Here is a 13,583-nt window from a genome sequence, read left to right as displayed (position 1 = left end):
TCCTAGAGCAAGCCGCGTGCAGACAACCAGTACAGCCGGTTGTAGGCCAGCTTGAACCAGTGAATCATCTGCGAGGGCGGACCGGGGTTCGGCGGCGTGGTGTAGTTGAACCAAACATAGGTCCCTGTGCGGGTCCCGGTCTCCACGAAGCAGAACACCTTGCCATCGTAGTCCCGCGCCATGCGACCTTCCTGAACAAGGGATGTCAGGTTGTCGATGATGGTGTCGGCCTCGAAGTGCGCGGTGGAACCGGCCTTGGAGATCGGGATATTGGTCGTATCGCCGCAGACGAAGACATCCGTGGAACCCTCCCTGTGCAGCGTCTTCGTGTTGGTAGGTACCCAGCCGCCGTCGCCAAGACCGGAGTCCTTGATTACCTGCTGCCCGTTGTGCGGCGGTATCGTGACCAGGAAATCGTACGGCAGCGAGGTGCCTTCCTCGGAGGAAATGGTCTTGCCCTTGGGGTCGACTTCCTTTGTATTGAAGAAGGTCTCGTACTTGATGCCAAGCCTGTCCATCTCAGGTTTCGCCCAGTTGGCCACGGGCTCGAGCGCGTGAATGCGGCCGATGGGGTAGGTATAGGTGATCTCGCACTTGTCGAGGATGCCCTTGTCCTTGAAGTAGTCGTACAGCATGAAAGTGATTTCCAGCGGCGCCACCGGGCACTTGTGCGGGGCGTTGACGTTGACCACGACCTTGCCCCCCTCGAACTTGGCCAGGTCCTCGCGCATCTTGCGCGCGCCATCCAGATCGTAGAACCAGTGACCGCCTTCCTCCATGCCGGGAATGTTCTGCGGCATGATCTGGGAACCGGTGGCGATGACCAGGTAGTCATACTTGAAGGTCTTGCCCGATTCCGTGGTGACCTGCTTGGCATCCACGTCGATGTTCTTCGCCGGATCGACAAAGAAGGCAACGCGTCGGTTCAGCACCTTGCGCTGATCACGGAACAGTTCGGTCTCACGAATGCGACCGAAGGGAACGTAGAGCAGACCGGGCTGATACATATGCTTGTCAGTGGTGCCCAAGATGGTGATGCCCACTTGCCCCGACTTCATTTCTTCCGACAATTGGCGACAAAGGCCATTTGCCACAATGGTGCCGGCAAGGCCTCCGCCGACGATCAGTATGTTTGTTGCCATATGTCTCATCCTCCTCGTATCTGGTGATGGTGTACTACTTCTTCCTCCGCAATATCGTTCAGTGCCGGGTCGTCGGTCTGCCCGGTCTCGTTCTACTTCGCCTTCCTGACGACGATGCTCCAGTAACCGTCCTGTTCCTCGTTGGAAACCATTTCGTGTCCGACCTTGGCGACCCACTCGGGTATGTCCTTGGCCGAGCCACGATCCGAGGACCAGACTTCGACCTCGTCGCCGACTTCGCACAGTTTCAACGTCGCGATCAGTTCCATCAACGGCCCGGGGCAGAAAGCCCCGCGGGCATCGATCTTGCGGCGTTCAGCCATTTCGTTCTCCCGGCATCTGTTATCTAAACAACAATCAGGTCACCCTCTTCCGCGTCGGAGAGGAATTTCGTCAGGCCCAACTCGCCGTCAAACAGGTCTTCCACCAGGTTGTCCGGTGTCCAGCCCAGAACGTCGAGCGCCATCGAACAGGCCCAGGCCTTCATATCGCCCAACATCCGGCCCTGCCCAAGCAGGGTCATGGTGTCGGGGGCGTTCTTTTCCAGCATCTGTTTCGAAAACCTGCCACCCTGGTAACGTTCTTCCGGCGCGGTGTCGCGACCGAAGGCATAGATCGCGTTCATGCTTACGAACAGCTCCACCTTGCGATTCGACACCGCGGCCACGGACGCCATCATGGCAGCCATGTGTATCTTTTCGTGTTCGCCGGAACACAGGACGACGAACAGGGTCTTGTCTGTCATGCATACCCCTTGAGACAAACTTGTGTTTCAGGAGTGCCCTTTATAGAGCCATTGAGGCTAAAACGTGTTGACTGGCATCAAGACGCTTCTTCCCGGGGAAATGGATAGCAAAGTCCTTGCCATACCCGGGTCAGGACAAAACCGGGGGAAACCGCGTGAAATTTCCGTAGTGCCGTGCCTGCCTGCGACATAAATGGCAGACTTTGACGGAACGACGACAGATGTGGCAGGAATGGCCAGACGAGAAGCAAGGGAACCCGGCTTCGCGTACCGGGCGAAAACCGGTCAGTCGCGGAGCTTTTGCATGTACCGATAGACCGTGCGCTCACTCACGCCGAGCAGCCGTGCCGCCTCTCGCCGGTGTCCACCGGCGCGCTGCAAGGCATCCAGCACCGTCTGCTCGCTAAGCATGTTCCGTCGCTGAAGAAGATGTATCGGATCGCCCGTCGGAACGGCGGGATCGCGATCCACCGGATGGGCAACATCGGCCAGCGGAACCGACTCCATGGAACCACCAACTTCCAGCACGATGTGCTCCGGCGTCATCGCGCCGCCCGCTGCCAGGATAACAGCGCGCTCAATGATATTGCGCAGTTCGCGCACGTTGCCCGGATAGTCATAGGCCAGCAGTGTCTCGATCACCGCCGGTGGCAGCGGTATGTATTGAACTCCCTCCTCCATTCCGTGCAGGAAGTGTTCGGCAAGCAAGGGGATATCGTCCTTGCGATCGCGCAGCGCCGGGATGCTTACGGGAAACGCCGACAGGCGATAATACAGATCTTCCCGGAAGGCGCCTTCCTGCACCATCTTGCGCAGATTCCGGTGCGTCGCCACGACCACGCGCACGTCGACTTTTATATAATCCGTTCCGCCAACCCGGCGCACGGTTCCGGTTTCCAGTACCCGCAGCAGCTTGGTTTGCAGCGACAAGGGCAACTCGCCCACCTCGTCAATGAACAGGGTGCCCCCGTGGGCGGCCTCAAACAAGCCTTTGCGCCTGTAGGTCGCCCCGGTGAACGCGCCTTTCTCGTAACCGAACAACTCGCTTTCGATCAGCGTCTCACCGAAGCTTGCGCAATCGACCACGACGAACGGACCCGTGTGCCGGCCCGAATACTGATGAACATACTGGGCGACACATTCCTTTCCGACCCCGCTCTCACCGAGCAGGAGCACGGTGGTCTGGGTCGGCGCCACTCGCTGCAACATGCTGATCATGCGCAGCATGGGTCGCGAACGGCCGGCAAGGATCGTATCGCGATCGTCGTAGCGCTGCACCGGGTTGATGTATTCGCCCATGTACAGCACATCCCCCGCTTCGTCGCGGATGGGGTTTGCCTGCAGCTGTACGTATTCCTCGCGGCCGTCCTTGTCGTAGTGGATGTGCATGACCTGGGTCGGTTCGCCGGACTCGAAGACCATTTCCAGGGGACAGTGCTCACCGTGTTGGCTGCAGGGTACGTCGGAATGGTGGGATACCCGGTGGCAGCGTTGGCCAATGACCTCGTCCGCGGTCATACCAAAGCGTTCCACGTAGTTACGATTGGCCGCGACGATGCGGTAGTTGCGGTCAATGACCACAAACGGGTCAGGCAGAATATCGATGATCTGCTCGCAGCTGGGTTTGGTCTCGTGATCGCTCATACTCTCCCCTCCAACCGTACCCTGTCAGCAATGACAGGGGTGTCATGTTGTCAGGGTTTGCGTCCGGTGGCAATCGCCAGGGCATAGGCAGGGAGGGTCCACCGCGGGGGAACGCGGGACTCTATCGCGGAATCAGGTCAGGACAGCTTGCGAGCGGAATCCGATCGTGGCGTGTTATGCGCCACCCAATGCCCCGTCTTGCCGATCTGCTCGCGCTTCCAGAACGGAGCCCGGGTTTTGAGTTCCTCGATGAGGTAGCGACAGCCATCGAAGGCCTCCGCCCGATGGGCCGACCACACTGCGACCAGAACGATGGGGTCCCCCGGAACAACGACCCCCACTCGGTGGACGATCAGCACGTCAACAATGTGCCAACGCGCCCGGGCCTCATCGCACAAGCGCAGGAGCTGCTTCTCGGTCATTCCCGGGTAGTGTTCCAGGGTCATGGACTCAACTGTGGCGCCTGCGTTGAAATCGCGCATCGTCCCGACGAAGCTGACCGCCGCGCCGTATCTGCCACGACGACCGCGAAACCGTTCCTGATACCGCTCCATCTCGTCACAGGGATGAAATGAGTTGGACAGGATCCGTACAGTCACCTCAACCTCCCGTGACCGGCGGCAGGAACGCGACCTCGTCACCGTCCCGCACCAGGCCACGCAGGTCAGCGATCTCCTGGTTCCCCGCCACCAGCATATTCGCCGGTTGTGGGCGATCGCCCGCAATCCGTGACCAGATCTCGGCGACGGATACGACTTCCACATCATCGAGGGTATCCCCGTCGCGGCCCATCATTTCGCGCAGGGATGCGAAGTACTTCACTTGCAACGACATAGACCCCCTCCGTCGAACTTTTCCGCTCCCGGCGGACGCTCGCTATCCCGGCGATCCGCGCGGCGCCGGACGCGGCTTTCCTGCACCGGATGACGCGCTGGAGGTTTCGCCGCCCCCTGCGCGCGTCTGCTCGTACCACAGGTCATGGTGCTTCTTCATCCATTCCTCACTCACCTCGCCGGTCACCATTCCCTCCAGCGTGCCCGGCGCGCCCCAGACTGCAAGATAGATGTGCCCCAGGGCGACCGCGACCCAGATCACCGAAAACACGGCATGAAGAATGCTGGAAAGCTGCATGGTTTCCCGCGACTGGCCGAAGTTGGGGAAGTCCAGGATCAATCCGGTGACACAAACCCCGATCAGGCCGATGGTGGCGATGATCCAGAACCAGACCTTCTCGCCGCCGTTGGTGCGACCGGCATGGGGATGGGTGCCGCCACCGAGGTTGCCGCCCAGACTCTTTAGCCAGTCGATATCGTCCCGGGTGAAAATGTTGTATCGCACCCAGGCAAAGAACTCGAGCACGACGCCGACGATGAAAAACGGGCCCAGATAGTTATGGATGAACTTGGAGAAGTCCGCGTAGGCGGAGAATGCGTGTATGCCGATCACCGGAATCAGCACCGCGCGCCCGAACAGTAGACTCAGCCCGCTCAGGGCCAGCAACACGAACAGGGTCGCCACATACCAGTGCATTACCCGCTCGCCCAGGGACCAGCGGGCGATTTTCCGGCCGGACAGGGATTCCTCGATCCGTTGCGGACCGTGAATGAAGTGGTACAGACCAATGGCCAGCACGATCAGCGCCAGCACCCACGGCGAGAACCCGGCAACCGGTCCGTTGCGCAGGCCGCGCCAGTTCTGGCCCCCGTTCTGAATCAGGGTATTCGTGGTGTACGGACCGCTTTCCGAGGTATACCCGGCCCGGCCCTCTCGCACCACGCGCCAGAAATTGGCCCGGGGATTGCTCGCCTGTTCCGCCGCCTGCGCCTGCAGCACCGGGCCGCCGGAGACATAGACCGCGAGTGGAGCTGCCAGGGATAAGGCCATGACCAGCAAGAAGGACCATAGACCCAGGGTGCGCAGCCGGGCCGCCCGTCGCGTGCGAACGATCCCCTCTTGTGATGCGGATATGGTCATCGTGCCTCCTATCGATCGATCTGCGTCTCCATCACCCGCTCCCGCAGGTGCATGGCGAGTGGAGCCGGGCGCTGCCGCTCCTGCTTGAGGTATCCCGCATTCGGGACCCACGGATCCCGGACGCGGCTACAGGCGGTCAGCCCGCCGACCAGGAGAAACGCAGCAATCAGACCGCTAACCTTCTTGCCGTTCATCTGTATTCCTCTCTATGCCGTCCTGCGCGTCCCGATCGGGTCAGGCCGCACCTAGCGATCTTTCGATGCCATCCGGAAACGCTCGCGCAATGCTTCCTGTTGCTTGGGCATGCGCTCTTTTTCCAGCAACGGATCCGATGCCCCTTTGTAGACACCGGGCTGAAAATGCGTCGCGCCCGGTGACTCGTAACATGCCGACAGCCCCAGACACAGGAGTGCCAGCATGGCCGTGCGGAACAAGGGCGCACCCCCGCCGCGAGGACCCGTCCCCAATTGCGTGGCCCTGGTCCTCATGACTTGTACGCCGTTTCCCAGCCCCAGGTCTTCGGCCGGCCGCCGCGCTTCAGCACGCGTTCGCGATAGATATCGGCGACCATGTCGCCGTCACCGGCCAGCAGGGCCTTGGTGGCGCACATCTCCGCGCACGCGGGGAGTTTGCCCTGGGCGATGCGATTGGAACCGTACTTCTCGTACTCCGCGTCGGAATTGTCCGCTTCCGGTCCACCGGCGCAGAAGGTGCACTTGTCCATCTTGCCGCGCACCCCAAAGGCCGATTGCTGTGGATACTGCGGGGCACCGAATGGGCAGGCGTAGAAGCAATAGCCGCAGCCGATGCACAGGTCCTTGTCGTGCAGGACGATACCGTCGTCGGTGGTGTAGAAGCAGTCCACCGGACAGACCGCCGCGCAGGGCGCATCGGTGCAATGCATGCACGCGACCGAAACGGATTTTTCCCCCGGAACACCGTCATCCAGGGTCACAACGCGCCGCCGATTGACGCCCCAGGGAACCTCGTTTTCGTTCTTGCATGCAGTCACGCAGCCATTGCATTCAATGCAGCGTTCCGCATCGCAGAGAAATTTCATTCGTGCCATAGGGTTCTCTCCTTTTGCGGTCAGGCCGCCTTGATCTGGCAGAGCGTGGCCTTGGTTTCCTGCATCTGTGTTACCGAGTCATAGCCGTAGGTAGTGGCGGTATTGCACGCCTCTCCCCGGACGTAGGGGGCGGTTCCCTCGGGATATTTGTCGAACAGATCCTTGCCTTCGTACCAGCCGCCGAAGTGGAACGGAGTCCAGATCACACCACTGGCGACGCGCGGAGTGACCATGGCCATGATCAGAATCCTTCCGCCCTCAGGACCCTCCAGCCATACCATCTGCCCATCCTTGATCTTGCGGTCGTTCGCATCCCTGGGGTTGATCTCGACAAACATGTGCTGTTGAAGCTCCGCCAGCCACTTGTTGGACCGGGTCTCTGCCCCGCCGCCTTCGTATTCGGTCAGGCGGCCGCTGATGAATACCAGCGGGAAATCCTTCGAGTAGTCCTTGGCCTGGATGGAGGCATAGCGAGTTGGCAAACGCCAGAACGCCTTGCGGTCGGCATAGGTCGGGTATTTCTTGACCAGATCGTAGCGCGGGGTATAGAGCGGTTCGCGATGAATCGGCACCGGATCCGGGAACTGCCACACGATGCTGCGCGCCTTGGCGTTGCCAAAGGGAGCGCACCCATGCTTGACGGCTACCCGCTGGATGCCGCCGGACAAATCGACCTTCCAGTTCACCTTGTCGGGAGTGGCACCGCCGATCTTGCGGATGACCGCCAGTTCCTTCGCGGTCAGATCCTTGTCCCAGCCCAACTTGCGCAGGATGCCGTAGGTAAATTCCGGGTATCCGTCCCGGATCTGCGACCCCTTGCTGTAGCTGCCATTGGCCAACAGGCTGACCCCGTTGTGTTCGACGCCGAAGCGGGCGCGAAACGTGAGGCCGCCTTCCGCCACCGGTTTGCTGGTGTCGTACAGGATCGGGGTTCCAGGATGGTTCATTTCCGGCGTACCCCAGCTCGGCCAGGGCAGCCCGTAGAACTCGCCATCGCACGGTCCGCCTTCAGCCTTCAGCGTTGTCGTGTTGAAGGTGTGCTTGTTCGCCAGCTGCTTCTTCAGTCGTTCCGGGCTCTGGCCGGTATAGCCGATGGTCCACGTGCCACGGTTCACTTCCCGCAGCACGTCTTCGACAACAGGTACATTGTTCTCCACCTTGATGTGCTTGAACATCTGGTCGGCAAAACCCAGCTTCTTCGCCAGAAGATAGAGAATCTCGGCGTCGACCTTGGACTCGAACAGCGGGTCGATCACCTTCTCGCGCCACTGCAGCGAACGGTTCGACGCGGTAACCGAACCGGACTGCTCAAACTGCGTGCACGTGGGAAGCAGGTAGGTGTCGTTCTTGCGGTCGCTGAGCACACTGAGAACGGTCGGGTACGGATCGGAAACAACGACCAGGTCGACCTTCTCCAGCGCCGCCTTCTGATCCGGGGCACGGGTCTGGCTGTTGATGGCATGACCCTGGAACAGAATCGCGTGGACATTATCCTTTTGCTGCAGGTGCTTTGTGTCCTCCATGATGCCATCAAACCAGCGCGATACCGGCATGCCGGGAATATTCATGGTGTAGGCCATCTTTCCGCCGCCGGCATCGTATTTGCGCGACATGTCGAAACGACCCTTCAGGTATTCGTAGTCCACGTCCCATACCCGCGCCCAGTGCTTCCATGCGCCTTCGGACAGGCCGTAGTATCCGGGCAGCGTGTGACAGTTGGGACCAATGTCCGTTGCCCCCTGCACGTTGTCGTGGCCACGGAAGATATTGGCGCCGCCACCAGTCACCCCGATGTTCCCCAGGGCCAGCTGCAGGATGCAGTAAGCGCGCGTATTGTTGTTGCCGATGTGGTGCTGCGTACCGCCCATACACCACACCAGCGTTCCCGGCCGGTTTTCGGCCAGGGTCTTCGCCGCCTGGTACATTTCCTTTTCCGGAACACCGACCACGTTCTCAATCACGTCCGGCGACCATTTCGCCACTTCGGCCTGGATTTCGTCCATGCCGTAGACACGCTCACGGATGTACTTCTTGTCCTGCCAGCCGTTCTTGAAGATGTGGTACAGAATGCCCCAGGTGAAAGGCACGTCCGTACCCGGGCGGATGCGGATGTACTGATCCGCGTGCGCCGCAGTGCGCGTGAAGCGTGGATCAACGACGATCACCTTGCCTCCGTTCTCCTTACCACGCAGGATGTGCTGCATACCGACCGGGTGGGCCTCGGCGGCGTTGCTGCCGATGAAGATCATGGACTTGGCGTTGTGGATGTCATTGAACGAGTTGGTCATCGCGCCGTAGCCCCAGGTGTTGGCCACCCCGGCGACCGTGGTCGAATGACAGATGCGCGCCTGGTGATCGATGTTGTTGGACCCCCAGAAAGCTGCGAACTTGCGTTGCAGATAGGAGCCTTCGTTGCTCGCCTTGGAGGAACCGGCCATCCACAAGGAATCGGGTCCCGATTTCTTGCGGATATCCAAAAGTTTGTCACCGATCTCCTTGATGGCGTCGTCCCAACTGATGCGCTTCCACTTGCCGTCCACCAACTTCATCGGATATTTGATCCGCTTGTCGCCGAATCCGTGCTCACGCACCGACGCGCCCTTGGCGCAGTGGGCACCAAGGTTGAACGGGGAATCGAAATCCGGCTCCTGGCCGGTCCACACCCCGTTCTGGATTTCGGCAACAACACCGCACCCGACGGAACAATGGGTGCATACCGAATGCCGGACCTCGGTCTTGACCCCGGCCTTTGGTGCATTCATTTCTTCCGCTTCCGCGCGTCGCATCATTGCCACCGGCAAGGCCGTAGACAGTGCTGCCCCGCCAACGGCAAGACCCGAGCGCTTCAGAAACGCGCGTCGATCGATGATCTCGCCAAACAGATGACCGGATTCGCCCGTTGTGCGGGCCGTGGCCGCTCCATCTTTCTTGATCAACTTCATCGCGTCTTCTCCTGTTCCGTCGAATTTTCCGCGGTCGCCCTATGAATCGGTGGCCACGCTCTAGAATCGCGCCTTTTCGTAGTAGTGCCGAACGTGCGGGGTTACCCGGTATCCCTGGTTCGAGGGCGGTGCCGGGGCGGCCGTGGATGCATCCACTACCCGCACGGGATCTTCGCGGCTGAACAACGCGAGGGCGGTGGCACCCGCGATGGCGGCGATGCCATTAGTCAGGAATTGCCGACGGCCAAAGCTACGGTGTCCTGATCTTGTCTTCATGTTGCCGTCCTCCTCGGAGCTATATGGATTTGGTGGCGCCATCCGCACCGGCCGTGCCTTGCTCAGGCCAGCATCTCAAGGTAGCGCCGCTCGATATCGAAAAACCGTTCGCCCAACTGGCCGACCGCAGCATAGAAGCGGGCCGATTTCGCGCGCTGCATGTCTGCGAAGAATCGGCCCACCCAGGGTTCCAGATGATCATGGAAAAATCTACGCTGTACGTTGATGGCGAAACCGGTATCTTCGTCCGCCATCAGACTCATGGTTTCACACAGGGCACTGATGTGGTCTTCGGGTTCATGGTTGCCGTCCTGGCGCAGGATCCCGAGCATCGCAAGGTCGCGGCGCAGAAAGGCAAGCGGCCGGTCCATGAGAAAGCCGGTTTGATACCAGGACCCATAGGGAACGATTTCGCCACGGCCAATGCCGACAAAAAGATCGTGGTATTCGTCGTCAACGGACGCCACCGTGGCGTGGGCACTCGCGAGACCGAGGGTTCGCCATGCAGTGCCCATGTCTTCGTTGCCCGAGACTCCCTCGCCAGCGATTCGACGCAGCCGTTCGAGCAATTCCGCCGCGGCGGGTGCCGATGTCAATGTTGCGAGCAGGCGGTACATGTTCGCGCGCATGGTGTCGTCACCACCTTCTGTCTGCGGCGCCGGACTGTATTCAGTGGCCGACTTAGCGAGATCGCCTTGCGTTTCCATCGTTGCGCGCACCTGTCCTGCGTATGAACGATGGCCAAAAGGGAGCAAGAACCAGGCCACAGAAATCGGAAATAGAGCGGAAATGAGGGAGGGTTATGGTTGCTCGCACCGCCGTCCGGGGTGCACCGAAAGATGTGCTGCGTCAGAATGTCGCACCGGGGACCATTCTGTCCCGCGTCAATGTGCCCCCAGCTTCGGACCTGCTCCCCCGGCTTCCTTCCGGAACAGATCGCGTACCCGGCAGTCCTCGCACATGCGCATGCGTCGCTTCGCTTCCAACGTCTGGAACATGTAGTGATCCTTCAGTTTCTTCGCCATCTTGTCCATGACGCTGCGCGTGGCAAAAGGCTTGCCGCATGACACACAGAAGAATGGCTCGTCTTCGTTCAGCACCCGGGTACGGCGACGCAACTCCGGGTCGTAGATGAATCGCGGATTGCGCGTGATCGCCTCTTCCGGGCAGGCACTCTCGCACAAGCCGCATTGCACACAGTTCCATTCGTCAAAACGCAATTGGGGTACATCGTGACCATCGGAAAGTGCCATGGTTGGACAGACACCGACACAGGCCATGCACAAGGTGCACGCATCCTGGTCCACCAGTATCTCTCCGAAAGAAGCGCCCGCCGGTACCGGAGCCACGGAAACCGGGGCGGGCGCATGCCGGTAAAGATGATCGATCGCCAGACGCAGGATGGTTCGTTTCTCATCCATAGGCGCGAAGCTTGCCGGCTGGATGCCGGGTTCCGGTGTCAGGCTTTGCAATTGCGCCAACAAGTCTTTATCAACCGGCGACTCGACCAGGCGGATGCGGTTGGCGGAATACCCGATGCCTTCCAGAACCGCACCGGCGTAAAGCATCTGTTCCTGCAAGGCATGGCGTATCCGTGGTGGAATCGCCGGTGGCACCAACAACAAGACCTGACAGAATCCATAGGCAAGCGAGGCCAGCCAGGCGTCTATGCCCACGGCACCGATCTCCTCCACCTCGATCGGGATGATGTGACCGGGAACTCGGCCCACGTCGTCCGGCAAAGATCGTGCGGTCGTGGGATCGTGGAACAGGATGACGGGATCGCGTCCGCCCGCCTCATGGAAGTGTCGCGACACCGCGCGAACCTTCTCCAACAGGTCTCGGACGGCCGGATAGGTGAAACTCATGGCACCGGAAGGACAAACGGTGGCGCAACTGCCGCCGCCCTGGCACAGGTAGGGATCGACAGCAACCCTGTCGCCGACAGACGCAATCGCCTCCGTCGGACAGGCATCGAGGCAGCGGCTGCAGGCCTCCATGCCGCTGGCGCCGTGGGCACAGATATCCGGGTTGTACTGGAAATATTTTGGCTTCTCGAACTCGCCGATCAGGCCGGGCAGATCTTCCACGGCGCGCGTGACGGCGGCCTCGTCTTCGCCGGGCGCAAAGTACCCTGGGGGGAGAATCTCCCGGTCGACACGTGGCGGCATACCGAGATCCAGTACCAGGTCGAAATATTCATCACCCGCACCGAGTAACTGTGCGAGATTCGCTTCCTGTTCCCGTTCACGCACGGTCGCCGTGAATGCACCCAGGTAGCCGTCCAGCCCGGTCAGATCGGCAACCACCACCCGAATCCCGTCGGCATCGCCGTGCACGATGACACCCTCCGCCTCCGGCTCGTGCGAGTTCAGGTAGGTGCATTGCAGGGATTCGCGCAGGCGCTTGGCGAGCGGCACCGCCCGGGATGCATCCCCAAGAATCAGTAGACGACCGGCGGAATGATAGTCGACGGGCGATGTGGCCGTGGCGCCCAGCGAACGGACTTTTTCCAGGGCGAGGGAACGTGCGCGCGCATTGCCCGACTGCACCGCCGACGAATTTTCCACAATCGAACTCATACGGCCGTCTCCCCGTCGCCACTGGCGGTGTCATCTGCAGTATCCTCTGGCGATCCGACCTTGGCGCCGCCATTCGGCTGCCCGGCCGCCGACTCCGGTTCCGGGTTGGCCGGGGCAGGCCTCTCGCGCATGCGCTTTTGCACGCGCTCCTTCTGCAAACGCAATTCCGCGGTCAAGGCATCGCCCAGCGGAGCGAACTTCGTGTAGTCCTCGGCATAGTCGTCGAGTCCGTCGGGGAGATTGAACTGTGGCAGATGAAATAGTTTTCGCAGGGCCTGGCGCCGTAGACGCTCGCTCACCCTTGGGGAAAGGAATCTGGCGTAGTCACTCCGTTCATCCAGTTGTTCCACGGGCGGCATGTCGGCGTCCGAAGGCAAAGGCGCGGAACTCGCGACCTCATCGGATGGCGGGTGCGGCGATTGGACCTGTGTCGCGGGACCCGCCGCCCGGGCCCGCGACATCGCCTTGCGTCGGGACCAGCGGGCCAGCGGGCCGTTGCTCGCGGTGTCCGTGCGCGGTCCGCGTTCGTCCGTTGGCCGGGACTTTTGTCCATGGTCCTTCATGGTGCACCCTTTTCCTTCATGGCCCATCGTTCCCGTTTCCGTTTGCGCGGCGCCTGCGGAACGTAGTTCTCGACCACGTAGCGCTCGATCCACTGGTATACCTCCGGCGGCATGGGCGCAGACAACACAAGGTCGTCCGCCTCCATGTAGGCCCCGGCCTCGTCGTAGTTCGCACTCACCAGAACCGGGGCCAACTCGCATTCATCGTCTTCATGGCAAATGACGAACAGAGAGGGCGCGGCCGCGGTAAGGTTGTACCAGTAGCTGTCGGCGCAATCCTTGTACAGCACTACCTGAAAACCGGGCCACAGGTACTCCGTCCGTTCGGAGTCGGAATGGACGATCGTACACCGCGGGCCCGACGCCGCGACTTCATCGCCCGCCACCACACCCACAATTCCCCACTGGGGCACGGTCAGCGGGCCGCGTTCGATCTCGCGCCGCTCGAGGATCACCGAAACGGGAAAGCTCTCCCGCTCGCTGCCGCTTGTCTGGTTCATACGGATATGCCCGGTTGTAGTACGGGACGAATTCTGCTCGCCCATGAAACAGCAATTTACGTACCACGGGATATTCGCTCGGTTTCCCTGCCGAATCACGGCTGGAGCCGACCCGACACCGCCGTCGCTGGGACAATATTGCTCAG

Annotated in this window: 16 protein-coding genes; all 16 read right to left on the bottom strand. The window is 60.9% G+C overall.

Annotation, left to right across the window (positions count from 1 at the left end):
- Nucleotides 1-2: 2 nt before the first annotated feature.
- Nucleotides 3-1,142, bottom strand: a complete 1,140-nt coding sequence (locus P8X48_04770; protein MEJ2106631.1) for an FAD/NAD(P)-binding oxidoreductase — start codon at nt 1,140-1,142, stop codon at nt 3-5.
- 92 nt (nt 1,143-1,234) lie between these two features.
- Nucleotides 1,235-1,465, bottom strand: a complete 231-nt coding sequence (locus P8X48_04765; protein ID MEJ2106630.1) for a sulfurtransferase TusA family protein — start codon at nt 1,463-1,465, stop codon at nt 1,235-1,237.
- 23 nt (nt 1,466-1,488) lie between these two features.
- Nucleotides 1,489-1,887, bottom strand: a complete 399-nt coding sequence (locus P8X48_04760) for a DsrE family protein (protein MEJ2106629.1) — start codon at nt 1,885-1,887, stop codon at nt 1,489-1,491.
- Nucleotides 1,888-2,172: 285 nt separating this feature from the next.
- Nucleotides 2,173-3,531, bottom strand: coding sequence for a sigma 54-interacting transcriptional regulator (locus P8X48_04755; protein ID MEJ2106628.1), 1,359 nt, complete (start codon nt 3,529-3,531; stop codon nt 2,173-2,175).
- 137 nt (nt 3,532-3,668) lie between these two features.
- Entirely contained in the window at nt 3,669-4,130 is a 462-nt protein-coding gene (locus tag P8X48_04750) for a molybdenum cofactor biosynthesis protein MoaE (protein MEJ2106627.1), read from the bottom strand.
- Nucleotide 4,131: 1 nt separating this feature from the next.
- A complete protein-coding gene (locus P8X48_04745; protein ID MEJ2106626.1) occupies nt 4,132-4,365 on the bottom strand; it encodes a MoaD/ThiS family protein in 234 nt (77 codons plus the stop codon).
- Between the two features lie 42 nt (nt 4,366-4,407).
- Nucleotides 4,408-5,505: a formate dehydrogenase subunit gamma gene (locus tag P8X48_04740; GenBank protein ID MEJ2106625.1), complete on the bottom strand. Its 1,098-nt coding sequence runs from the start codon at nt 5,503-5,505 to the stop codon at nt 4,408-4,410.
- A gap of 8 nt (nt 5,506-5,513) precedes the next feature.
- Nucleotides 5,514-5,699, bottom strand: a complete 186-nt coding sequence (locus P8X48_04735) for a hypothetical protein (protein ID MEJ2106624.1) — start codon at nt 5,697-5,699, stop codon at nt 5,514-5,516.
- A gap of 51 nt (nt 5,700-5,750) precedes the next feature.
- Entirely contained in the window at nt 5,751-5,993 is a 243-nt protein-coding gene (locus tag P8X48_04730; protein ID MEJ2106623.1) for a hypothetical protein, read from the bottom strand.
- Nucleotides 5,990-6,574 carry a formate dehydrogenase FDH3 subunit beta gene (fdh3B, locus tag P8X48_04725; GenBank protein ID MEJ2106622.1) on the bottom strand — a complete coding sequence of 195 codons (585 nt, stop codon included), beginning with the start codon at nt 6,572-6,574 and terminating at the stop codon, nt 5,990-5,992. Before fdh3B ends, P8X48_04730 begins: the two co-directional genes overlap by 4 nt.
- Nucleotides 6,575-6,594: 20 nt before the next feature.
- Complete coding sequence (locus P8X48_04720) at nt 6,595-9,516, bottom strand: formate dehydrogenase subunit alpha (GenBank protein ID MEJ2106621.1); 2,922 nt, start codon at nt 9,514-9,516, stop codon at nt 6,595-6,597.
- Between the two features lie 60 nt (nt 9,517-9,576).
- Nucleotides 9,577-9,792, bottom strand: a complete 216-nt coding sequence (locus P8X48_04715; GenBank protein ID MEJ2106620.1) for a hypothetical protein — start codon at nt 9,790-9,792, stop codon at nt 9,577-9,579.
- Nucleotides 9,793-9,854: 62 nt separating this feature from the next.
- The gene (locus P8X48_04710) at nt 9,855-10,499 is read right to left on the bottom strand and encodes a molecular chaperone TorD family protein (protein MEJ2106619.1); all 645 of its coding nucleotides are present in this window, start codon (nt 10,497-10,499) and stop codon (nt 9,855-9,857) included.
- Nucleotides 10,500-10,676: 177 nt separating this feature from the next.
- Nucleotides 10,677-12,374, bottom strand: a complete 1,698-nt coding sequence (locus tag P8X48_04705; protein ID MEJ2106618.1) for a 4Fe-4S binding protein — start codon at nt 12,372-12,374, stop codon at nt 10,677-10,679.
- Entirely contained in the window at nt 12,371-12,937 is a 567-nt protein-coding gene (locus P8X48_04700) for a DUF3306 domain-containing protein (GenBank protein MEJ2106617.1), read from the bottom strand. Before P8X48_04700 ends, P8X48_04705 begins: the two co-directional genes overlap by 4 nt.
- The gene (locus tag P8X48_04695) at nt 12,934-13,437 is read right to left on the bottom strand and encodes a DUF3305 domain-containing protein (protein ID MEJ2106616.1); all 504 of its coding nucleotides are present in this window, start codon (nt 13,435-13,437) and stop codon (nt 12,934-12,936) included. The genes P8X48_04700 and P8X48_04695 overlap by 4 nt, the downstream gene beginning before the upstream one ends.
- Between the last annotated feature and the right edge of the window lie 146 nt (nt 13,438-13,583).

It is taken from the genome of Acidiferrobacteraceae bacterium, assembly GCA_037388825.1.
Taxonomy (GTDB): domain Bacteria; phylum Pseudomonadota; class Gammaproteobacteria; order Acidiferrobacterales; family JAJDNE01; genus JARRJV01.
The sequence above is the reverse complement of the archived record's forward strand: the minus strand, read 5'-3'. Positions and strand labels throughout refer to the sequence as shown.